At 66.7% G+C, this 20,709-nt stretch carries 18 protein-coding genes and 1 tRNA gene; 8 read left to right on the top strand and 11 right to left on the bottom strand.

What is annotated here, in order from left to right:
• Window positions 1–64: 64 nt before the first annotated feature.
• Entirely contained in the window at window positions 65–1,117 is a 1,053-nt protein-coding gene (locus ACPDIX_RS05440) for a PmoA family protein (RefSeq protein WP_423430766.1), read from the top strand.
• A gap of 24 nt (window positions 1,118–1,141) precedes the next feature.
• Complete coding sequence (locus ACPDIX_RS05445; protein WP_423430767.1) at window positions 1,142–2,605, top strand: Gfo/Idh/MocA family protein; 1,464 nt, start codon at window positions 1,142–1,144, stop codon at window positions 2,603–2,605.
• A 167-nt stretch (window positions 2,606–2,772) separates the two neighbouring features.
• On the opposite strand, the gene larA is transcribed toward ACPDIX_RS05445, so the two are convergent.
• From larA to ACPDIX_RS05465, 4 genes are all read right to left on the bottom strand, one after another.
• Window positions 2,773–4,044 carry a nickel-dependent lactate racemase gene (gene larA, locus ACPDIX_RS05450; RefSeq protein WP_423430768.1) on the bottom strand — a complete coding sequence of 424 codons (1,272 nt, stop codon included), beginning with the start codon at window positions 4,042–4,044 and terminating at the stop codon, window positions 2,773–2,775.
• Window positions 4,045–4,170: 126 nt separating this feature from the next.
• Window positions 4,171–5,670 (bottom strand): rhamnulokinase, encoded by a 1,500-nt coding sequence (locus tag ACPDIX_RS05455; protein ID WP_423430769.1) that lies wholly within the window; start codon window positions 5,668–5,670, stop codon window positions 4,171–4,173.
• A gap of 55 nt (window positions 5,671–5,725) precedes the next feature.
• Window positions 5,726–5,899: a hypothetical protein gene (locus ACPDIX_RS05460; RefSeq protein WP_423430770.1), complete on the bottom strand. Its 174-nt coding sequence runs from the start codon at window positions 5,897–5,899 to the stop codon at window positions 5,726–5,728.
• Window positions 5,900–5,903: 4 nt separating this feature from the next.
• Entirely contained in the window at window positions 5,904–7,301 is a 1,398-nt protein-coding gene (locus ACPDIX_RS05465; RefSeq protein ID WP_423430771.1) for a purine-cytosine permease family protein, read from the bottom strand.
• Between the two features lie 352 nt (window positions 7,302–7,653).
• Between ACPDIX_RS05465 and ACPDIX_RS05470 the strand changes: the two genes are divergently transcribed.
• The 5 genes from ACPDIX_RS05470 to ACPDIX_RS05490 all read left to right on the top strand — a co-directional run bounded on the left by ACPDIX_RS05470 (window position 7,654) and on the right by ACPDIX_RS05490 (window position 12,753).
• Window positions 7,654–8,475, top strand: coding sequence for a segregation and condensation protein A (locus tag ACPDIX_RS05470; RefSeq protein ID WP_423430772.1), 822 nt, complete (start codon window positions 7,654–7,656; stop codon window positions 8,473–8,475).
• 8 nt (window positions 8,476–8,483) lie between these two features.
• Window positions 8,484–9,305, top strand: a complete 822-nt coding sequence (scpB, locus tag ACPDIX_RS05475) for an SMC-Scp complex subunit ScpB (protein ID WP_423430773.1) — start codon at window positions 8,484–8,486, stop codon at window positions 9,303–9,305.
• 131 nt (window positions 9,306–9,436) lie between these two features.
• On the top strand, window positions 9,437–10,825 hold the full coding sequence (locus tag ACPDIX_RS05480) for a DUF4912 domain-containing protein (RefSeq protein ID WP_423430774.1): 1,389 nt from the start codon (window positions 9,437–9,439) through the stop codon (window positions 10,823–10,825).
• A gap of 46 nt (window positions 10,826–10,871) precedes the next feature.
• On the top strand, window positions 10,872–11,102 hold the full coding sequence (locus tag ACPDIX_RS05485) for a hypothetical protein (protein ID WP_423430775.1): 231 nt from the start codon (window positions 10,872–10,874) through the stop codon (window positions 11,100–11,102).
• 82 nt (window positions 11,103–11,184) lie between these two features.
• Window positions 11,185–12,753: a glycoside hydrolase family 57 protein gene (locus ACPDIX_RS05490; RefSeq protein ID WP_423430776.1), complete on the top strand. Its 1,569-nt coding sequence runs from the start codon at window positions 11,185–11,187 to the stop codon at window positions 12,751–12,753.
• A gap of 107 nt (window positions 12,754–12,860) precedes the next feature.
• Here the strand turns inward: ACPDIX_RS05490 and ACPDIX_RS05495 are convergent, their stop codons facing one another.
• On the bottom strand, window positions 12,861–13,991 hold the full coding sequence (locus ACPDIX_RS05495) for a haloacid dehalogenase-like hydrolase (protein ID WP_423430777.1): 1,131 nt from the start codon (window positions 13,989–13,991) through the stop codon (window positions 12,861–12,863).
• A 372-nt stretch (window positions 13,992–14,363) separates the two neighbouring features.
• On the opposite strand from ACPDIX_RS05495, the gene ACPDIX_RS05500 reads away from it, so the two are divergent.
• The gene (locus tag ACPDIX_RS05500) at window positions 14,364–15,713 is read left to right on the top strand and encodes an MFS transporter (protein ID WP_423430778.1); all 1,350 of its coding nucleotides are present in this window, start codon (window positions 14,364–14,366) and stop codon (window positions 15,711–15,713) included.
• 118 nt (window positions 15,714–15,831) lie between these two features.
• Here the strand turns inward: ACPDIX_RS05500 and ACPDIX_RS05505 are convergent.
• The 6 genes from ACPDIX_RS05505 to ACPDIX_RS05530 form a co-directional block, all read right to left on the bottom strand.
• A tRNA-Arg gene (locus ACPDIX_RS05505) sits at window positions 15,832–15,907 on the bottom strand.
• Window positions 15,908–16,011: 104 nt separating this feature from the next.
• Window positions 16,012–17,274, bottom strand: a complete 1,263-nt coding sequence (murA, locus tag ACPDIX_RS05510; RefSeq protein ID WP_423430779.1) for a UDP-N-acetylglucosamine 1-carboxyvinyltransferase — start codon at window positions 17,272–17,274, stop codon at window positions 16,012–16,014.
• A 48-nt stretch (window positions 17,275–17,322) separates the two neighbouring features.
• Window positions 17,323–18,237 (bottom strand): peptide chain release factor N(5)-glutamine methyltransferase, encoded by a 915-nt coding sequence (gene prmC / locus ACPDIX_RS05515; RefSeq protein WP_423430780.1) that lies wholly within the window; start codon window positions 18,235–18,237, stop codon window positions 17,323–17,325.
• 27 nt (window positions 18,238–18,264) lie between these two features.
• Window positions 18,265–19,062: a lipoate--protein ligase family protein gene (locus ACPDIX_RS05520; protein WP_423430781.1), complete on the bottom strand. Its 798-nt coding sequence runs from the start codon at window positions 19,060–19,062 to the stop codon at window positions 18,265–18,267.
• A gap of 24 nt (window positions 19,063–19,086) precedes the next feature.
• Complete coding sequence (gene nth, locus ACPDIX_RS05525; protein ID WP_423430782.1) at window positions 19,087–19,746, bottom strand: endonuclease III; 660 nt, start codon at window positions 19,744–19,746, stop codon at window positions 19,087–19,089.
• A 92-nt stretch (window positions 19,747–19,838) separates the two neighbouring features.
• The gene (locus ACPDIX_RS05530) at window positions 19,839–20,696 is read right to left on the bottom strand and encodes a sulfurtransferase (RefSeq protein WP_423430783.1); all 858 of its coding nucleotides are present in this window, start codon (window positions 20,694–20,696) and stop codon (window positions 19,839–19,841) included.
• Window positions 20,697–20,709: the final 13 nt, after the last annotated feature.

Consider the following 20,709-nt stretch of genomic DNA (forward strand, 5'->3'; position numbering starts at 1 on the left):
CTGTTGGTGCCGGAGGAGTGATTCCGGCTTGCGCCCGGCGTGGGGACCGGCGTTTTTTGGAGTCATGCACAAGATCCCTGCCAGGAGTGGTGGTCGGATGCCCGGGATGCTGTTGCTGGGTGTGTGGGTTTTGTTGGGGCCGGGCTGTGCGGGACCGGCGACGGGTGCGGGCGGCGGGGATGCAGCGGCTGTGGAGATGCAGCCGTTGGAGGATCGCGTCCGGGTGCTTCTGGGCGGTCAGGTGTTCACGGAGTATTTCCATCGGGACGTTCCCAAGCCGTACTGTCATCCGTTGCGCGGTCCGGGCGGGGTGATCCTCACGCGGCTGTGGCCGATGCAGGACACGGTGGGCGAGGATCACGATCATCCGCATCATCGGGGTTTCTGGTATGCGCACGGGAGTGTGAACGGGGTGGATTTTTGGACCGAGGGACCGGGTCGGGGTCGAATCGCGCAGGATGCGGTTTTGGAGGTGCGGTCGGGCCGCGGTGAGGGATGGTTGCGCACGCGCAACCGGTGGGTGGCGCCGGACGGCCGGGTGGTTTGCAGCGATGAGCGGCTGTTGCGGTTCGTGGCGGGGTCGGACGGGACCCGGTTCGTGGATTTCGAGGTCACGCTGATGGCCACGCATGGAGAGGTCGTTTTCGGGGATACGAAGGAGGGGACGCTGGCCGTCCGGGTGGCGGAGAGCATGCGGGTGCGGCCGAACCGGACCGCGGCCGGCCGGCCGGCGGGTCGCATTGTGACCAGCGAGGGGCATCGGGACGTGGAAGCCTGGGGGAAACGGGCTGCCTGGTGTGATTATTCGGGGCCGGTGGGGAACCGGTGGATGGGGATTGCGGTTTTCGATCATCCCGCGAATCCGAGGCATCCGACGTGGTGGCACGTGCGGGACTACGGTTTGTTTGCCGCCAACCCATTTGGGCGACACGATTTCGAGCGGTTGCAGGATGCCACGGCCGGCAACTGGGTGTTGCGGGCCGGCGATCGACGCACGTTCCGTTACCGGCTCTACCTGCATGAAGGCGATGCGGAACAGGCCCGCGTGGCCGAGCGTTACACCGCCTGGATCGGCAGCCGGGACGGTGCGCGGGCCGGAACTCCTGAGAACCGGTAAAACCCACAGCCGAGAACGAAGGTCATGATCAATCGACGGAACTTCCTGAAACAGTCGGTGCTGGCCACGGCAGCTTTGGCGGCAGGCACGGGATGTCGAACATTGGCACCACGGCCGCGGCCGGGGGCCCGGGTGTTGGGGGCCAACGAAACGATCCGGGTGGCGGTGGTGGGATTCGGCGGGCGCGGCCGCGATCACATTCGGAACTTCCACGAACTGCCCAACGTTCGGGTGACGGCCCTGTGCGACGCGGATCGTGCCATCCTGGAGCGCGAGGTGCGGCGGTTTGCCGACCGTGGGGAGAAGGTGGAGGCGTACACGGACATTCGCGAGCTGCTGGAGAAGTCGCAGGTGGACGTGGTGAGCATCGCCACGCCGAACCACTGGCACGTGCTGGGTTCCATTTGGGCGGTGCAGGCGGGCAAGGATGTGTATGTGGAGAAGCCGGTTTCGCACAACGTGTTCGAGGGGCGTCAACTGGTGAGAGCGGCGCAGAAATACGGTGCCATCGTGCAGGTGGGGACGCAGTGCCGTTCCTCTGAGGGGCTGCGGGAGGCCGTGGCGTGGATCCGGGAGGGCAATCTGGGCCGGATCCTGCGTGTGCGGGGACTTTGTTACAAGCGGCGGGACAGCATCGGCCGCACGTTCGGTCCGCAACCCATTCCCGCCACCGTGGATTATGATCTCTGGCTGGGACCGGCGCCGTTGAAGCCACTGCGGCGCGCACAGTTGCATTATGACTGGCACTGGGTCTGGGACACTGGCAACGGCGATCTGGGGAACCAGGGGGTGCACCAGGTGGACATCGCGCGATGGATCCTGGGCGAGCAGAAGCTTTCCCCGGCCGTGTGGGCGGTGGGCGGGCGCCTGGGTTACATTGATGACGGGGAGACGCCGAACACGCTGATCGTGTTCCATGATTACAAACCGGCGCCGTTGCTGTTCGAGGTGCGCGGGCTGCCGGAGAAGAAGGGATCGAACCGGATGGACAACTACCGCGGGGCCAGCATCGGCGTGGTGGTGGACTGCGAGGGTGGCACCGTGGTGATCCCCAGCTACACGCGCGCCATCGTTTACGATCGGGACGGCAAGGAGATGCGGGTGTTCGACGGCGGAGGCAACCACTACGCGAACTTCATCGAGGCGGTGCGGTCGCGCAGGCCTGAACGGTTGCACTCGGACGCATACGAGGGGCATGTCTCCGCCGCGCTGTGTCACACGGCGAACATCTCGTACCGGCTGGGTACGTTCGCCTCGCCGCACGGGATTGCCGAACGGCTGCGCGAACAGCCGGAGATGGAGGAGATGTTCGGTCGGATGATGGAACACCTGCGTGCCAACGAGGTGGACTTTCGGATGACGCCTCTGATCCTGGGCCGCCTGCTGCGGATCCGGCCGGATCGGGAGACGTTCGTGGGCGATCGAGAGGCGGATGCGATGCTGACGCGGGAGTATCGGGAGCCGTACGTGGTGCCCTCGCGGGTGTAAGGAGCGCGGTGGGCCCGCGGGGCGGGTGCCGTTTCTGCGCAAGCGGCCGCAGGGGGGCGTGGTGGCGGCGGCAGCCGCAGTGGTGAGCGGCCGGGCGGGCCGGGAGTGCCTTCTTTGCCGGAGCGAAGCGGCCGGGTGTGGGGCAGGGCCGTGCGGAGGGCGGCGGTTCAATTTGTGGCCTCGATGTAGGGAATACTGAGCGGGCCCTGCGGGAGTGCGGCCACCCGGGCCCCTGCGGGGGCCTGGCGGAGCGCTTCGCGCACGGCGGCGGCGATGTCGTGGCAGGGTTCCAGATGGGCTGCGCGGACGATATCGTCGGGCAGTGAGCTGTACAACAGGACGCGTCCCCGCTGCTGGACCAGGGCCTGGATCTGAGCCTGCCATTGTTCGGGTTGTTCAAAGCCCGGCGTGGCGAGGAGCTGGAGGATTTCTTCCGGACGGCGGACGCGGCGGAGCAGCCGGTCCAAGGGGCTGCCCGAGGGTACGCCTTCCCGGCATTCGGCTGCGAGGATGAGGGTGCCGCCCGGTTTGAGGATCCGCGCGCCGGCGCTCATTCCTTTGACGCCCTGGTAGAGGTTGAGGTCGAGTGGATAGCCGCTGTTGGTGGTGACGACCACGTCGAAGGGCTCGGTGCACCGGTACATGGCGGAGGACTTGACGAAGTCGCATCCGACGCGGTGCGCGCGGATGAGGTCGCCGGCGAACACACCGGTGATCTCGCGTTTTTCGTTGAGGGTGACGTTGAGGAGGAAACTGGGTCCGACACGCAGGGCGGCATCGCGGATCTCCTCCCAGATCGGGTTGCCGTCCAGGATGCCGAAGGTGGCGTTGGGGTGCCCGATGTTGCGGGCGCCGTGGTTGCCCATGATGGTGCGCAGGCCGGCCACGCCCGGCATGATGCCCTTGGGGCCTCCGCTGAAGCCGGCGAAGAAATGGGGTTCGATGAAGCCGGTGACGATGCGGAGGTCGGCCTCGACGGCGTGGCGGTTGATCCAGAGCGGTGTGCCATTGGGGAGATCACCCAGGTAGACGAGGTCGGCTTCGTTTTCACACTCGTGGTTGACGACGCGGTAACGGGCGACGACCTCCGGTGTGAGCATGCGTTCCAATTCGGCCCGTGTGTTGGGGCGGTGGGTGCCGGTCTGGTTCAGCAGCGTGATCTGCTCCGGCGGGACGAAGGAGAGGTACTCCAGCAACCACGGGATGAGCCGGTGATTGGGGGTGGCGCGGGTGATGTCGGTGAACAGGATGCAGAGTCGCATGCCCGACCGGATCCATTGGCGCAGAGGCGGGGCCTCGATGGGATGGTCGAGCGCGTCCCAGACGGCCTGGCGCTCGTCCGGCAGGCCGGGCTGGTGACGCGGTTCGATGACCGTGGTGCGGTCGTCTGGCAGGTCCACCGGCAGGGTGCCTTCGCCGTAAGCGAGTCGTACGATCATGACCGGCTCTCCTCCGTTTGCACGGGTTGTTCCGTCGGATGCTTCCCTGCCATCATGGTAGTCCCGGCCGAAGGGGACGGCAAAGGGCGTGTGGCCGGAGGACTGCGACGGTGGGTCGGGACGGGTTCACAGGCTTTCGGCCTTTTGGGTGAGGGTCTGGAAACGGGCGAAGGCTTCCTCCCAGAGCTCGGGTTTGCGGGGTTCGTACCGGCCGAGGTTGACGGATTTGCGGACGACCTCGCGCATTTCGTCGAGGGATTTCAGTTCGCCCTGGGCACGCATTTGGGTGAGGGCATTCCCCATGGCGGTGGCCTCCACCGGTCCGGTGATGACGGGCCGCTGGCAGGCGTCGGCGGTGAACTGGTTGAGCAGACGGTTTTGCGAGCCGCCGCCCACGATGTGGACCACCTCGATGCGGTGTCCCGTCAGTTCTTCGAGCCAACCCAGGACCTGGCGGTAACGCAGGGCCAGGCTTTCGAGGGCGCAACGGACCAGTTCGCCCTCCGAGCGCGGGACGGGTTGACCGGTTTCCTGGCAGAAATCCTGGATCGCGCGCGGCATGTCCGGCGGGTTGAGGAACCGGGGATCGTCGGGGTTGACCAGGGAGCGCAGGGGCGCGGCCTCGGCTGCCTTCTGCACCAGCTCCGGGTAGGAGAAACTGCGGCCGCGGGCTTCGAACGCCCTGCGGCATTGCTGGACCAGCCACAGGCCCATGATGTTCTTGAGGAGCCGGATGGTGCCGTCCACGCCGCCCTCGTTGGTGACGTTGAACCGGAGGGCGCGCTCGGAGAGGACGGGTTCCCGGACCTCGACGCCCATGAGGGACCACGTGCCCGAGCTGATGTAGGCCCAGGGCAGCTGGCCCCGGTCTCCGGCGGGGACGGCGGCCACGGCGGAGGCCGTGTCGTGGGCGGGCGGTGCCACGACCTGGACACCATCCAAGCCCGTGCGCGCGGCGACACCGGGGCGCAACGGTCCCAGTTTGGTTCCCGGCGGGACGATTTTGGGAAGCAGTTGGGTGGGCAGACCCAGTTCCTTGAGGAGAGCGGCGGCCCAGGTGCGGCGTTTCGGGTCCAGGCATTGGGAGGTGCTGGCGATGGTGTATTCGACCCGGTCGGCGCCGCAGAGGGCCCAGTGAACGAAATCCGGCATGAACAGGAGCCGGTGTGCCGTGGCCACCACCTCGGGGTGTGCTTGTTGATGGGCGATCAACTGGAACAGCGTGTTGAAGGGGAGGAACTGGAGGCCGGTGCGGCGGAACAATTGGGCGCGGGGGATCTTGTGGAACACGCGCTCCATGACGCCCTGGGTGCGGCTGTCGCGGTAGGCATAGGGCAGGCCGAGCAGTTCCCCTTTTCGGGAGAGCAGGACGTAATCCACGCCCCAAGTGTCGGCACCCACCGAGACGACCCGGCGGCCGTGCTGGCGTGCGGCCAGAGAGAGCCCGTGCTGGATTTCCTGCCACAGGCGGAGGACGTCCCATCGCAAGCTCTCGCCCAGCCAGACGGGTCCGTTTGGAAAGCGATGGACCTCCTCCATGAGCATGCGTTTGCCGGTCCAGCGTCCGACCATGACCCGGCCGCTTTCGGCGCCCAGGTCCACCGCCAGATAGACTTGCGCGTTCATGCCTGCCTTTTGTGCCTTTGCCGGGTTGAGCGGGTGATTCCGATTGGCCACCGCGTCAGCGGGCGCCGCCGTGCAGGGCCCACGGGGCGGTGGCGAACCAGAGGAAGGTGCCCGCCAGCATCCAACCTTTCATGGCGGATTCACCGAGTTGCTGGATCATGAAAAGGAACGGCGGGACCACGGTCAGACCCAGCGCGCCGAATGCCAGGATTCGCAACACCGTTTGCATGGCTTCACCCCCTCGCTGTGGCGGCCGTGCGTCCGTGGAGGACGCGGGCCAGGATGAGATAGAGAACGCCGGTCAACAGGTAGACCGGCAAGGTCAGGTAGGATGGGAAGATGCCCCAATGCAGGTAGGCCCAGTAGAACAATCCCAGTGGGATGGCCCAGGCCAGCAGGACGGCCAGGTTGAAGCTCCTGCCGGTGGCGGCGGCCCATTCCCGGGGCAGACCGAAACGCCGGGCCAGGTAGACCTCCGCCAGGATGACGGCCCCCACCGGGGCCAGGGTGGTGCCGTAGAGACCCACGAAATCCAGCAGTTTCATCGCCACGGCGGGGAACATGCCCGCCAGTGTACAGATCGTGCCCGCGATGAGTGTGCCGGTGGCGCGTGACATGCGCGGGTAGAGCGATTGAAAGGCCAGACCGGCGCGGTAGATGGTGGGATTGGCGGTGGTCCAACCGGCGATGATCACGCAAATCAGACCCGCCCAGCCGACGGCGTCCCAGACCATGGGACCGGGCGCCATGCCCTGGCTCGGGTCCACGCCCTTTTCCCTGACCCAGTAAACCAGCAGAAGGGCCGCGCAGATCCAGGCGATGTAATGTCCGAGGAACATCCCCGCCGCGGAGGCCCAGCCGTAGGAAGGCTTGCGCGCGAAACGCAGCACCGAAAGGTCGGACATGCCGATGTGCATGGCCGCGTTGCAGAACCAGGCGAAGAACACCACGCCCCAGAAGCCGATCCGGCTTTCGTGGCCGTCGGCCGGCGTGAGCAGTTCCACAAGGTTGAAGGTGCCCAGCTTGCCCAGCATGACCAGGCCGCAGGCCACGAACACCAGGAACATCCAGGGCGCCGCCAGGTGGCCGACGCGTGCGACGAAGCCGTAACCGCGGATGGCCACGAAGGTCATGAGCGCCCCGAGGGCCAGCACAGTGACGCACCAGGCGGCGTTGGTGGGGAGGGTGTCCTGGAATGTCGGCATCTGGATGTGCGGGAAGGGCACACCCACGGCCGTGGCCGAGACGGTGATCATGGCTCCGGCGAGGAAACAAAAGAGAATGCCGTTGGCCAGGTTGTAGAGGACGACCAGTTTCCGGCCGCAGATGCGTTCGAGCTGGTAGTAGAGCGTGAGCCGGTAGCGCGTGGCGATGGGCGCGGTGATGTAGCGCCAGCTCAAAACGGCCAGGAGATTGCCCACCAACAGGCCCACCAGCAGGTCGAAGGCGTTCACGCCCCAGGCCACGAAGAGCGGGCCGATCATGAATTCGGTGCCGGCGGTGTGTTCGCCCGCGTACATCCCCCAGAAGGCGGTGGGACCTTTGAGGGCGTGCGGGGGAACGGGTTCGCGTTCGAATTCGTCGCCCGCGTGCGCGGGTGGAGGGCTGCTGGCAGGTGCGGTCTCGTTCATGGCCGTGGCACAACAGTCCGATCCCCGGTTGGGCTGAGCGTCCGCGTCGCGCATGTTCGGGCGCGCAGATTAAACGGACGGCGCGCGCTTGACCAGCCCGAATACGCCGGGCGGGAGGAGTTGGGTTCGGGAGCGGCCGGGCGGGGAGGGCCCGGAACCCATCCGCTGGTGTGGCTCACCCGGCTGTGCCCTGCGGGCGGCGGGCTGCGGGGGCCGGACGCCGGCATCCGACAGGGCATCGTGGCGGGTTGACCGCCATGGGGTGCACCTTCGGAGAGTGCGGTTGCCAAGAGCCGTTCGGGCACCTAGGATGCGGTGACCCTGGTGACGGGACGGTCCGTTCCATCGTCTCATGGCGGAGTACAAGGTCACATTCGAGGTTTTCGAGGGGCCGCTCGACCTCCTTCTGTATCTCATCAAGAGGGAGGAGGTGGACATTTACGAGGTCAACCTCACGCGGTTGGCCGATCAATTCCTCGAATACCTGGAACTGATGCGGCAACTGGACCTGGAGGTGGCGGGCGAATTCATTGTGATGGCTGCCACCTTGCTCTACATCAAGAGCCGGGAATTGTTGCCTGCCGATCAACAGACCCCGGACGAGGGCGAGGAGGAGGGACCCGACCCGCGCTGGGAACTGATCCGGCAACTGGTCGAGTACAAAAAGTTCAAGGACGCCGCGATGCAGTTGCAGGAACGGGAGCGGCAGCAGGAGGCGGTTTTTCCGCATCAGCCCCCGCCGGTGCGGGAGGTGGAGCCGGTGGTGCAGGCGGGGCCGCGGGCGTCGTTGTTCGACCTGTTGACCGCGGTGCAGCAGGTGTTGCAGCGCCTGGCGGAACGGCAGCCGCCGGAGGAAATCGTGGACGATCGCTGGACGGTGGCCGGCCAGATGCAGCTCATCGTCCGGGTCCTTTCGGAACGGTCGCGGGTGACGTTCGGCGCGTTGTTCGGCCCGATGCAACACCGGGCCGAGGTGGTGGCGACGTTTTTGGCGCTCCTGGAGCTGATCCGGCTCCAGCAGATTGTGGCGGTGCAAACGGAAGAGTTTGGCGAAATCGAGTTGATCCGCCGGGAACCGGCGGCCGTGCCCGTGGCCGGGGCGGCGGCGGAGACGGGCTCTGCCGTTGTTGCCGGGTCTGCCGAGCGGGACGGCCCGGGCGAATCTTTGTCCTGAGGCAAGCAATGGAACTGCGTTCTGTTTTGGAAGCCCTGTTGTTCGTCTCGCAGAAGCCGCTTTCCCCTCGAGAGATTCGTGAGGTGTTGGTTCGCGCGGCCGAGGCGGAGGACGCATCGGAGGAGGCGCGCACCTGGCGCAAGATCCGGGAGGCCGACGTGGAAGCGGAGTTGGCCGCGCTGGCGGCCGGGATCGAGGGCGCCGGACGCAGTTACCGACTGGTCTGCGTGGCGGGGGCCTGGCAGTTCGTTTCCCGGCCGGAGTTTGCTCCCTGGATCCGGGTGCTTGTGGGTGCCAAACCCCGGCCACCGCGGCTGTCGCAGGCTGCGTTGGAAACGCTGGCAATCGTGGCCTACCGGCAACCGGTGACGCGGGCGGAAATCGAGGAAATCCGGGGTGTGAACGTGGACGGCGTGATGCAGACGCTGCTGCAGCGCGGGCTCATCCAGGAGGTGGGACGCGCCGAGACGATCGGTCGCCCGGTCACCTACGGGACGACGGACCAGTTCCTGGAGTATTTCGGGTTGCGCAGCCTGGAGGATCTGCCCGCGGCTGATGAACTGCGCCGGTGGCAACCGGCCGTGTCAGCGGCTCCGCGTGAGACGGCCCCGGAGGCCCGATCCGCCGATCCGGGCGTGTCGTCCGCCGATTCCCAAGAGACCGCCCCGGCCGAAAGGTCTGCACCCGGGGCTGATCCCCCGGTCGCGGGAGCTCCCGCGACCGGCTCCGCGGAGGGTGTAGCAGGCGCGACTTCCCGCGCGCCCGATCCCGCGGGATCCCCGGAGGAACCGGCTCGCCAAGGCCTCGAGCCTTCCGATGGGCGCGGGTAACGCTCCGGTGCCGCGTTCGGGCCTGGGTGGTTGCGGTGCGCCGTGTCGGTTGCGGGAATTGCGGTTGCGCAGTTCCGCAGGGGTGACATAAAGTGCCACTGCGAGCACCGGTGGCGTTGCAGGAAGACCGCATGAAACCGAAGAAGAAAGCGACGAAACGGGTCAGCAGACGGACCGCAGCCACGGCGACCCGGGAAGAACGCTCCCTCAAGGGTGCTTCCAAGGAAGCGGCGACGCCGGCCAAAGCCGCGGCGAAACCGACCCCGGCCACCGGAGAGACCACCGGCGACCAGGCCAAGCCGACCCGCAAACGGCCGGTGCGGCGCGCCCGCGCGGCTGAGTCGGCCGGGGCAGCTGCAGCCGGTGCGGCCGGGGTTGCGCCGGTGGAGGTCCCGCCGATTCTGTTGGAGGGCGATCGTCCGGCGCCACCGGCGGTGAGCGGTCCGGGACGGCGTTACGAGGTGTCTGCCGCGACGCCGCCCGTTCCCGGTGGGGAGGGCGAGGTGGACCTGCCGGAGGCGTACGGGACCAGGGAGTTGTTTCTGCTTCCCCGGGATCCCCACGGGCTTTTCGTTTACTGGGATTTCACGCGCACCCAGTTGGCCCGGTACAACCAGCGTGCGCGGGAGGGGCATCTGACGCTGCGGATTTACCGGCAGGCACGGTCCGGCCAGCCTCATGTGGAAGTGGCCCTGCCGCCGGAGGGCCGACAGTGGTTCGTGCACGTCGCGGAAGCCGGGGCGGCGTACGTGGCCGAGCTCGGCTACTATCGGAAACGCGACGGTGCGTGGGTGTCTCTGAGCGCGAGCGAACCTGCGGTTACACCGCCGGAGCCGCTGCCGGAGCCGGAACCGGTGCGGTTCATGGCGGTGCCTCCGGAGGTGCCGCTGGCCCGGGTGGAGGCGAAGGTGGTGGCCCGTCTGACTGACGAAAAACCGGCCGTGGCGCGGGCGGTGGCCGAGGCCCGACGGCGGGGTGAACCGGTCCTGCCGGTTGCGTTGGCCGTGGCAGGGCCGTCCTGGAGTGCGGCGCAACAGGCCGTGATGGAATCCTGGGTGCGAGCGGAGGAGGCTCGCAGGCCCGTGGCGGGCTCGTTCGAAGTGTCCGAATGGGCGCGCCGGGGCGAGGCAGGCTGGCCGACCTCGCCCGGTGGAATCGGTTGGTCGGGGATGCTGCAGGCGGGTGCGGCGGTTTCGAGTCCGATGGGGCCGGGTGCGGCCGCGGCCCGTGGATTCTGGTTCAACGTGCACGCCGAATTGATCGTGTACGGTGCGACCGAGCCGGATGCCCGGGTGACGTTGGACGGCCGGCCCGTGGCGTTGCGTCCGGACGGGTCATTCAGTTGTCGCTTTGTTTTGCCGGACGGTCGGTACGCGCTGGAGGCGGTGGCGACCAAGGCCGACGGCTCGGAGAGCCGCAGGGCGGTGCTGCATTTCAGCCGCCGGACGGATTACACCGGCGAAGTGCGACAGGCGCCGTCGGATCCGGCCTTGCAACCGCCGCCGCCGGGGCGCCGCTGAGCCGCTTGCGGCGGCCGGGGAGACTTTCCGATTGAGGGGGTGCGAAGTGAATCCCTATGGGCGGCTGTTGGCCTCGCTGCTGCGCCTGCTGGCGTTGGGGATGATCTTTCTGGCGGGGCTGGCCCTTTTCCTGGATTATCTGCAGCAGCGCACGGGCTCCGGGGAGGGAGATCCGCACCGGCGGCTGGTGAGCGGGCTGGTGCTGATCCTCGGCGTGGTGTTGCTGGTGGGCAGCGGCTCGTGGGCCCGGCGCTTGACACGGCATTGGGATGAGTGAGGCCGTGAGCGGGAGGTTGGATCATGACGCGGCAGCGCTTCGCCGGGTGGGCGGGCGCGGTCCGCGGGACGGTTGAGTTTGCATGGAAGGTTATCTGGCCATTGTACTGCATGCGCACCTGCCCTTCGTGCGGCATCCGGAGCACGAGCGGTTTTTGGAGGAAAACTGGCTTTTCGAAGCCATCACGGAGTGTTACCTGCCGCTGCTGCAGCGGTTGGAGGGATGGCGCCGTGACAACCTGCCGGTGCGGCTGACACTGTCCCTTTCACCCACGCTGGTGAGCATGCTGCAGGATTCGCTCCTGCAGGCGCGGTACACCCGGCATTTGGACGGACTGATCGAACTGGCCGGCCTGGAACTGCAGCGGACGTACTGGGATCGCGCCCTGCACGAGCTGGCCGGCTTTTATTACCAGCGCCTGCGGGAGCTGCGTGAACTCTGGCTGGGGGTGCAACGGGATCTGGTTGGTGCCCTTGCCCGGTATCAGGAAAGCGGGCATCTGGAGATCATCACCTGCGCGGCCACGCACGCCGTGCTGCCCCTTCTGCAACATGCGCCCTCGGTGCGGGCACAGGTGCTGGTGGCGCGGGATCACTACCAGTGTGTGTTCGGCCGGCAGTGCCGGGGGTTCTGGTTGCCCGAATGCGCGTATGGCGAGGGGGTGGAAGCGCCGTTGCAGGAGGCGGACTTCCGCTGGTTCATCGTGGACACGCACGGGTTGTTGGGTGCCCGGCCGGCCCCGCGATACGGTGTGTTTGCCCCGGTGTACACGCCCGAGGGCATCGCCGTGTTCGGTCGCGACCCGGAATCGTCGCGCCAGGTGTGGAGTCGGGACGAAGGCTATCCGGGCGACCCCGTGTACCGCGATTTCTATCGCGACATCGGGTTCGATCTGGACCTGGACTATCTCCGGCCGTACCTGCCGTCGCCGGATCAGCGGACCTTTACCGGGATCAAGTATTACAGCATCACCGGACCCGGGACGGACAAACGTCCCTACGATCGTGCCCTGGCGGTGCGTCGTGCCGGCGAGCACGCGGCGCATTTCCTCCATGCACGGATCGAGCAGGTCCGGCGGCTGCAGGGTGTCACGCCCGTGCCGCCCATTCTGGTGGCCCCCTACGATGCCGAGCTGTTTGGTCATTGGTGGTACGAGGGACCGGAGTTCCTGGACGCCCTGGTGCGGCTGATGGCCCAGCAGCGAACGTTGAGTTTCATCACACCGTGGGAGTACCTGCAGCGCCATGCGACGCATCAGGTGGCGCGACCGATGCCCTCCAGTTGGGGGGAAGCCGGCTATTGGCAGGTCTGGGTCAACGAAAGCAATGCCTGGATCTGGCCGCACCTGCGCGTGGCCCAGAACCGCATGACCCAACTGGTCAAAAAGCACCGCCGTCCCCACACGCTGGTGAAACGTGCGCTGCAGCAGGCCGGTCGGGAGCTGCTGCTGGCACAGGCCAGCGACTGGCCCTTCATCCTGCGCACGGGAACGAGCCCGGGTTACGCCCGGCAGCGGATCAAGGATCATCTGCTGCGGTTCAACACCCTGTACGACCAGCTCCTGCACGGGCGGGTGGACCCGCTGTGGCTGGAGCAGGTGGAGCAACGGGACAATCTGTTTCCGAACCTTGATCCCACGTACTGGGCTTGAGGCCGCCGGGTTGCGCGGCCGGCTTTGCTGAGCTCCGCCGGATGGCCGGCGGGTTCGTTCCGAGGGCGGTTGCGTGTTGGTTTCGAACCGGTGTGTCGTGAACCGGCTCAACCTTCTGTTCGACGCACGAATGCCCAGCCCGCCACCAGCAGGCAGAGCCCGAGCTCGGCAAGGGCCGCCGTGCAGGTCCAGGGAATACCGGCGGTTGTATGGCCGGCCAGGGGACGAAGCATCAGGAGCACGGTCTCCAGGCCCAGGCGCCAGGGACCGTGTGAAGGTGCGGTCCAAGCGACGAGGAGTGCCAGGGCCGAGCAGGCCGCGCAGGCCGGCAGGGCCGTGTCTCCGGCCCGGGCGGCCAGGGCTAGCCCCGCAACCAGGCCGACACCCGTCCCGGCTGCGGCCCAGGAAAGGGGAAGCGCCCCCGAGGCCACCGGCCTTTTCGAAGTGTCGTGGCGTTCGCGGTCGGCGTCCAGGTCCATGAGATCGTCCCAGAGGCAGGTGGCGGCTGAGCACAGGCAGAATGCGAGGAGTGTCACGAGAAGGTCCGGCTGGAGAAGGGCTCGGGTCGGTTGAGGGGCAAAGAGGATCGGGAGAAAGACGAGCAGGTTTCGGGACCACGAGGCCGGTCGTAGGGCGGTCAGGAGGGCCCGGGCGCGGCGGGGTGGGACCTCGAAGGTGTGGGCGACGGGGGCGAGCCGGGCTGCCTGGCGCAGCAGCGCGCGCGGTGCGTTGACCACGATGGCGTGGCGCGCATGTCGCCAGACCGGCAGGTCTGCCCGCGAATTGCCTGCGTAATCGAAGCCCCGTTCGCCGAAGCGGTCCACGAGGGCGCGGGCCTTGGCGCGGCTTCGGAGGTTCGTTTGGCCGTCGCTGGCGAGGGTTTCGCGGAACAGCCCGAGATGATCCGCCACGGGCTGGGCGGCGCGACGGTCGGAGGCGGTGACGAGGTAGAGTGAGCGCCCGGCGCGGTGCTGTTGCCGGAGATGGTCGAGAAAACTCCCGATCCACGGGAGGCGGTCCACGGGCACATGGATCCGTCGCGCCAGTTGGGCCTTCAGAAAGGCACGGCCGCGGAGCCACCAGAGCAGGGACTGGATCAGATGGAGGGGATGTTGTTTCCAGTAGCGGACGAGTCCCTCCCAGAGGAGATCGGACCGGATCAACGTGCCGTCGAGATCCACGCAGAGCGGGACCGGGTCGGGATCGGTTTGTTGTGTTTCCTGTCGGGTCTCGGCCACGGGGCGGCACGGTAGAGAGAGGAAACGCCACAAGGCAAGAAGCCGATGGGGACGCCGGCCCACGGGCCGCGGCGGGGCGCCGGCGGTGATAGGGGCATCCTCGGAGCATGGGAGCAAACGGAAGCGCACAAGTTTGCGATGGAAAAGTGGCCCGGTCGTTTCTCCGGGCGCGTGGTGGTTCGGCTTGTGGGCGACTGGTGGGGATATGCAGGTGGCAGAACGACTGGTGAGGGTCGCGGCCATCCAAAGGGATGGCAAGGGGCGGGGGATGAGTCGTCGGGTTGTGCACGGATTTTGTCCTGCGGGGAGCTGTGCTGGTGCTGTGCCGGTCTCGCTTGACACGTTGAGGTGCGGTTTTTGACGATGCCGGCCATGCAGGTTTCCGGACAGCTCGCCACAGACGGGAAGGTCGGCGTCGAAGAACGCGTGACCTGGTATCATTGGGTGGTGGTGTTGATCGCTTCGGCCGGCTGGTTGTTCGACTGCATGGATCAGCGGCTGTTCGTCCTGGCGCGGGAATCGGCGTTGCGGGAGCTGTTGGGCACGGAAACGGCTTCGGAGGTGATCAAGAAGTACATCGGTTACGCCACCACTTCGATGATCCTCGGCTGGGCCACCGGCGGGATCTTGTTCGGCATGCTCAGTGACAAGTGGGGTCGGGTGAAGACGATGGTGACGACCCTGTTGGTTTATTCGGGATTCACCGGCCTGTGCGGTCTGGCACAGAGCTGGGTGGATTTCACGATCTACCGGTTTCTGGTGGGGTTGGGCGTGGGCGGGATGTTCGGTGCCGCGACGACGTTGGTGGCCGAGAGTGTGCCAGGGCGGGTGCGCGCGGTGGCGTTGGGGGCGCTGCAGGCCCTTTCTGCCGTGGGCAACATGATGGGTTCGCTGGTGAGTCTCTGGGTGCAGCCCGGGGCGGAGAACTTCTGGGGGGACTGGAGCGGGTGGAGGGTGTTGTTTTTCGTTGGGATTCTGCCGTCCCTGCTGGCGGCGCCCATGTTGCTGGTGCTGCGGGAGCCCGAACCGTGGAAGCGTGCGCGCGAGCTGGCCCGCAGCGGTGCGCAGCAGCACAAGGTGGGGTCCATCCGGGATTTGTTTGCGCATCCGCGGTGGCGCAAGCATGCGCTGGTGGGGCTGCTGCTGGGCGTGTCCGGCATGGTGGGATTGTGGGGGATCGGGTTTTTCTCTCCCGAACTGATCTCCACGGCGCTGAAGGGCGCACCGCAGTCCACGGTGGACACGGTGCGGGGTTGGGGAACGTTCTTTCAGGATCTGGGGGCCTTTGCAGGGATGACGGCTTTCACGGTGGTGGCGGCCTGGTTGAGCCGGCGGCTGGCTTTTCTGTTGGCGTTCGTCTTGTGCCTGGTCACGACGGCATTCGTGTTTCTGAACCTGCGCACGGCCACGGACGCCTACTGGATGCTGCCCATGATGGGGTTTGCGCAACTGGCGGTGTTTGCAGGGTATTCGATTTATTTCCCCGAGATCTTTCCGACCCGGCTGCGCGGGACCGGGGTGGGCTTTTGTTACAACACGGTGCGTTATCTGGCGGCTCCGGCGCCGATGTTGCTGGGGCAGTTGAGCGTCGCGTTGAGCGAGCGGGGGGTGGCCGAGCCGTTCCGGATGGCGGCGGTGATGATGTGCTCGGTTTATCTGATCGGGATCGTGGCATTGATCTGGGCTCCGGAGACGAAGGGCCGGCCGTTGCCGGAGGATTGATGGGCACGGACCCGATCGCCCGGCCGTTTGCACCCTGGGTTGGGTGGGTTCTTGTGCAGGTCTCGCCGGGCGGGGAGGTTGGAGTTGGTCGGGCGTGGTTTTCTGGCCGAAAAAAGTTTGGTACCCCCACCCTGAATCGAACAGGGATCCGCGGTTTAGGAAACCGCTGCTCTATCCATTTGAGCTATGGGGGCACCCGGGGCCCTTGGCAGCTCCAGATTAGCGCAGGAGGGCGCGTGCGTAAATCCCGCCATGCGGGTGCGTGGTTTGGGGAGGCAGCCGTCTGACACTGTGGGGGTCAACCTTCGGAGACGCGTTCAATCCGGGCACCCAGGGCGCGGAGTTTGCCGTCAATGTTTTCGTAGCCGCGGTCAATGTGGTAGACGCGCAGGACGCGGGTGGTGCCCTTGGCGGCGAGTCCGGCGATGACCAGGGCGGCGGACGCGCGCAGGTCGCTGGCCATGACGGGTGCGCCGCTGAGGGGGCGGCCGCCCTTGACGATGGCGCTGGGGCCTTCGAGCTCGATGTCGGCGCCCAGCCGGGCCAGTTCGCTGACGTGCATGAAGCGGGACTCGAAGATGCGCTCGGTGATGATGCTGATACCGGGGGCGAGGGTCAGGAGGGCCATCATCTGGGCCTGGGCATCGGTGGGGAATCCGGCGTAGGGCAGTGTGGTGACGTCGACCGGCTTGAGCCGGCGCCCGCGGCGCACGATGAGGTCGGGGCCGCGCCGTTCGATTTTGACGCCGGCTTCCTGCAGCTTGTCCAGGACCGCGGTGAGGTGCCCGGGATTGGATCCGCGGATGGTGATCTCACCGTTGGTTGCGGCGGCGGCGATGGCGTAGGTGGCCGTTTCGATGCGGTCGGGGATGACCTCGTGTTCCGCCCCGTGCAGTTCCCGGACTCCCTGGATGATGAGGGTGGGGCTGCCGGCGCCGATGATTTTTGCCCCCATGGCGTTGAGGAAGTTGGCCAGGTCCACGATCTCGGGTTCACAGGCGGCGCTCTGGATGATGGTGGTTCCCTCGGCCAGGGTGGCGGCCATCATGACATTGGCGGTGCCGAGCACGGTGGAGCCGGCCCGGCCGCCGAGGAAGATCTCGGTGCCCACCAGTTTGCGTGCCCGGGCGTGGACATAGCCGCCGTCAATGGTGACGCGTGCACCGAGTGCTTCGAAGCCTTTCAAGTGAAGGTTGATGGGGCGCGCGCCAATGACACAACCGCCGGGGAGGGACACCGTGGCGCTTTTCAACCGGGCCAGCAGCGGTCCCATGATGCAGATGGAGGCCCGCATTTTGCGAACGAGATCGTAATCGCCGATGCCCTTGATCTTGCGGGCCTCGATGCGGAGTTCGTCTCCTTGAAAGGAGACGCTGGCACCGAGCCAGGTCAGGATCTGGGCCATGAATTTGACGTCCGTCAGCTGCGGCACACGCCGGATGACGCATGGTTCGGACGTGAGCAGTGCGGCGGCCATGATGGGGAGGACGGCGTTTTTGGCGCCGCTGATGGTCACTTCGCCGTGAAGGGGCACGCCGCCTTTGATGATCAGGCTGTCCATGTTTCCACCACCGGGTTTGGGTTGGCCCCGAGGTTTTCCGGGGCGGCCTCACCCGGGCCGCGCCTCTACGAATCGGGGACGCTGAGTGTAATCGGGGTGGATTCCGGTCACAATCCAGTTGTGTTGTCGGAGGAGCGCCGCGACGGCGTCGGCCTGTCCGTCTCCGCATTCGACGAGCAACAACCCGGAGGGTCGGACACGCGAGCGGGCCTCGGGAGCCAGCCAGCGAAACGCGTCGAGTCCGTCGGGCCCGCCGTCGAGTGCGAGGCGCGGCTCGTGATCGCGAACCTCGGGTTGCAGGGCGGGGATTTCAGCGCTGGGGATGTAAGGTGGGTTGCTGATGATGAGGTCGAACCGGGGCTGGGGCGGCACGGCCTCCAGTTTGTGGCTGAGCAGCAGTTCGATGCGGTCGGTCAGGCCTGCGGCGGTCACGTTTTCGCGGGCGACCTGGAGGGCTTCCGGCGAGGCGTCCAGTGCGAGGCAGCGTGTGTCCGGGCAGTGTTCGACCAGCGCGATGGCGAGGCAACCGCTACCGGTGCCCACGTCGAGGGCGAGTCGGGGCGGAGGCATCGCGACCAGACGGGTCCAGCCCAGCTCGGCCAGTTGCTCGGTTTCGGGGCGGGGGATGAGGACGTGCGGTGTGACGCGCAGGTCACGGCCGCAGAAGGCGGCGCAGCCGGTGATGTACTGGATTGGCTCGCGCCGGCCCCGGCGACGGACCGCCTCACGCAGTTGATCGGTCTCGGCCGGCGTGAGGACGCGGTCGAACTGGAGATAGAGCTTGAGACGTGGGAGTTGAAGGACGTGCGCCAGCAAGAGTTCCGCCTGAAGGCGGGGTGATTCCACGCCCTTGCGGGCGAGGAACTCGGTACTGCGTTGGATGGCTTCGAGCACGGTCACGGCCGGGTCAGGATGCCAGAGGGGCTTCTTCAAGGCCAACCCCTGCGGGGGTGGCGCGGGCATGGGAGACGAGTGGGTTGCTTGCCGTGCTCAGCGGCGGCGATGGTATGCCGGCTGGTCGTAACGGGTTCGGAGCAATTCGCCGTGGTGGCGGATCAGATCGTCGGGTGGTTCGAAGGCCTTCCACCGGACGCCCCAGAGGAGTTGTGCGGCGTGGAGGAGGGCCTGATGGAAGGTAGCACGGTCCCAACCGGCGGCCGGGGGTTGGATGGAACCCTGGATCAGCAGGCCGGTTCGGGTCCGGCGTTGGGCGGCGCCGGCGATTTTGCGCCCGTTCCAGAGCAGGTCGTGCCGTTCGTGCCCCTCGAAACAACAGCCGGGCCGGGGCCTGCGGGCTTCCGGGGCCAGTTCGGTGGGGATGCCGATATCGCGGAAGGCCGTTTGGAGCCAGGTGTGGAGTCGAATGTAACTCTCTTCGGCGCGGAGCCGATGCCAAGGATGCCCGGCCGGAAGGGCGAGAGCGTAGGTCCAATCGGAGGCGTGGGGTACGAGGCCGCCGCCGGTGGGCCGGCGCACCAAGGGCCGCAGCGAGGTGGCGGCGGCCACGGTCTGGTAGCGTTGGAAGTAGCCGAAGGACGCGGCCGGGACGGTCCATCCGTAGAGGCGCAGCACCGGTCGGGAGTCCTCCCGGGCCACGAAATGCAGGAGGGCTTCATCCCAAGCCATGTTGTGGGTGGGTGGACAAGGGCCGGAGTCCCAGACCCACCAGAAGTTGTCCGGGCTCTCCGGGTGGGTGGCGGCGGGGACCTCCGGAGATTCGCGCCCCTCGGGGAGGGCTCGACCCGGCGCGTGCACGGTCGGCTGCGACGGTTGCGGATCGTGGCTCATGGAGGGTCGGGGAGGTGTGGGGAGTTAATCGGAGGCTTTTCCGGCGGAGGGACAGAGGTGGCGGAGTTCGCAGTGGTCACAATCCGGCTTGCGTGCCAGACAGCGGCGCCGGCCGTGCCAGATGAGCCAGTGACTGAACTGGGTCCACAGTTCCCGCGGCACCTTTTGGATGAGGTCCTGCTCGATTTTGTCGGGATCCGTGTGGCGGGTGAGGCCGAGGCGGCGTGCGACGCGGCGGACGTGGGTGTCGACGACGATACCTTCGTTGATGCCGAAGGCGTTGCCGAGGACGACGTTTGCGGTTTTGCGCCCGACACCGTCCAGGGCCGTGAGTTCTTCCATGGTGCGGGGCACCTGGCCGCCGTGCCGTTCGACCAAGGCGCGGCAACAGGCCTGAATGTTTTTCGCCTTGTTGCGGTAAAAACCGGTGGGTCGGATGGCCTCTTGAAGTTCGGAGAGCGGTGCGCGGGCGTAGTCCCCGGCGGTGCGGTATTTTCGGAAGAGGGTGCGTGTGACCTCGTTGACCCGTTTGTCGGTGCACTGGGCCGACAGGATGGTGGCGATGAGCAGCTCCAACGGGTTGGAGTGCTCCAGTTCGCAGTGTGCGTTGGGGTAGGTGCGACGCAGGGCTGCGATGACTGCCTGGATGTGGTCGGCGGTTGACCGCGAAGTTTGCCGTGCCATGGCGGGGATCAATGTGGTCGAGGTCGCCACGGCACGGCAAGTGGACAGAAAGCGCCCGCGTTCGGGTGCGGTCCGGCCGCTGTGGGGACCGGTTAGGGCTTTTCGATGGGCGCACCCACGAGGTTGCCGTACTCGGTCCAGCTGCCGTCGTAGTTGCGGACATCCGGCAGACCCAACAGGTATTTGAGGACGAACCACGTGTGGCTGGATCGTTCGCCGATGCGGCAATAGGCGATGGTGGGTTTGTCGGGGTCCACACCTTTCTGCTCCAGGTACAGTGCCCGGAGTTCGGCCGCCGACTTGAAGGTGCCGTCCGGGTTGACGGCCATGCTCCACGGGATGTTTTTGGCGCCGGGGATGTGGCCGCCGCGCTGGGCGGTTTCGGTCATGCCGGGCGGGGCGATGACCTTGCCGGTGAACTCGTCCGGGCTGCGGACGTCCACCAGGTTGTACCTGCCCGTTTGGGATGCTTCGAAAACCTGGGGCAGCAGGGCACGCAATTCGTGATGGACCACCCTGACCTTGTAGTCGCTGGGCGGGAAGGTCGGCTTTTCGGTGGTGAGCGGTTTGTCGGGTTCGTTGAGCCATTTGGCCCGGCCGCCGTTCATGAGGCGGACGTCCTGGTGCCCGTAGATCTTGAAAAGCCAGAACCCGTAGGCGGCGAACCAGTTGTTGTGATCGCCGTAAAGGATGATGGTGTCTTCGTTGCGGATCCCGGCCTGGCGCATGAGTTGTTCGAAGCTGTCGGCGCTGAGGATGTCGCGTCGGACCGGGTCTTGGAGCTGGGTTTGCCAGTTGAATCCCACGGCGCCGGGGATGTGTCCGGCGTCGTAGGCCTGTGTATCCACGTCAACCTCGACGATCCGGATGCCGGGTTGACCGATGTGTTCCTTGACCCAATCGGTGCTGACCAGCACCTCGGGATGGGCGTATTCACTGGGGTTGCTCATGGTAGACCTCCGT

This window comes from Limisphaera sp. 4302-co, from assembly GCF_049537155.1.
Lineage (GTDB): Bacteria > Verrucomicrobiota > Verrucomicrobiia > Limisphaerales > Limisphaeraceae > Limisphaera.

Coding starts and splice junctions, on each gene's coding strand:
- murA (WP_423430779.1), bottom strand. CDS start 17,274: ATGGACAGCCTGATCATCAAAGGCGGCGTGCCCCTTCACGGCGAAGTG.
- ACPDIX_RS05490 (WP_423430776.1), top strand. CDS start 11,185: ATGGAAGGTTATCTGGCCATTGTACTGCATGCGCACCTGCCCTTCGTG.
- ACPDIX_RS05500 (WP_423430778.1), top strand. CDS start 14,364: ATGCAGGTTTCCGGACAGCTCGCCACAGACGGGAAGGTCGGCGTCGAA.
- ACPDIX_RS05530 (WP_423430783.1), bottom strand. CDS start 20,696: ATGAGCAACCCCAGTGAATACGCCCATCCCGAGGTGCTGGTCAGCACC.
- ACPDIX_RS05465 (WP_423430771.1), bottom strand. CDS start 7,301: ATGAACGAGACCGCACCTGCCAGCAGCCCTCCACCCGCGCACGCGGGC.
- ACPDIX_RS05445 (WP_423430767.1), top strand. CDS start 1,142: ATGATCAATCGACGGAACTTCCTGAAACAGTCGGTGCTGGCCACGGCA.
- ACPDIX_RS05470 (WP_423430772.1), top strand. CDS start 7,654: ATGGCGGAGTACAAGGTCACATTCGAGGTTTTCGAGGGGCCGCTCGAC.
- ACPDIX_RS05480 (WP_423430774.1), top strand. CDS start 9,437: ATGAAACCGAAGAAGAAAGCGACGAAACGGGTCAGCAGACGGACCGCA.
- larA (WP_423430768.1), bottom strand. CDS start 4,044: ATGATCGTACGACTCGCTTACGGCGAAGGCACCCTGCCGGTGGACCTG.
- prmC (WP_423430780.1), bottom strand. CDS start 18,237: ATGCCCGCGCCACCCCCGCAGGGGTTGGCCTTGAAGAAGCCCCTCTGG.
- nth (WP_423430782.1), bottom strand. CDS start 19,746: ATGGCACGGCAAACTTCGCGGTCAACCGCCGACCACATCCAGGCAGTC.
- scpB (WP_423430773.1), top strand. CDS start 8,484: ATGGAACTGCGTTCTGTTTTGGAAGCCCTGTTGTTCGTCTCGCAGAAG.
- ACPDIX_RS05455 (WP_423430769.1), bottom strand. CDS start 5,670: ATGAACGCGCAAGTCTATCTGGCGGTGGACCTGGGCGCCGAAAGCGGC.
- ACPDIX_RS05460 (WP_423430770.1), bottom strand. CDS start 5,899: ATGCAAACGGTGTTGCGAATCCTGGCATTCGGCGCGCTGGGTCTGACC.
- ACPDIX_RS05520 (WP_423430781.1), bottom strand. CDS start 19,062: ATGAGCCACGATCCGCAACCGTCGCAGCCGACCGTGCACGCGCCGGGT.
- ACPDIX_RS05440 (WP_423430766.1), top strand. CDS start 65: ATGCACAAGATCCCTGCCAGGAGTGGTGGTCGGATGCCCGGGATGCTG.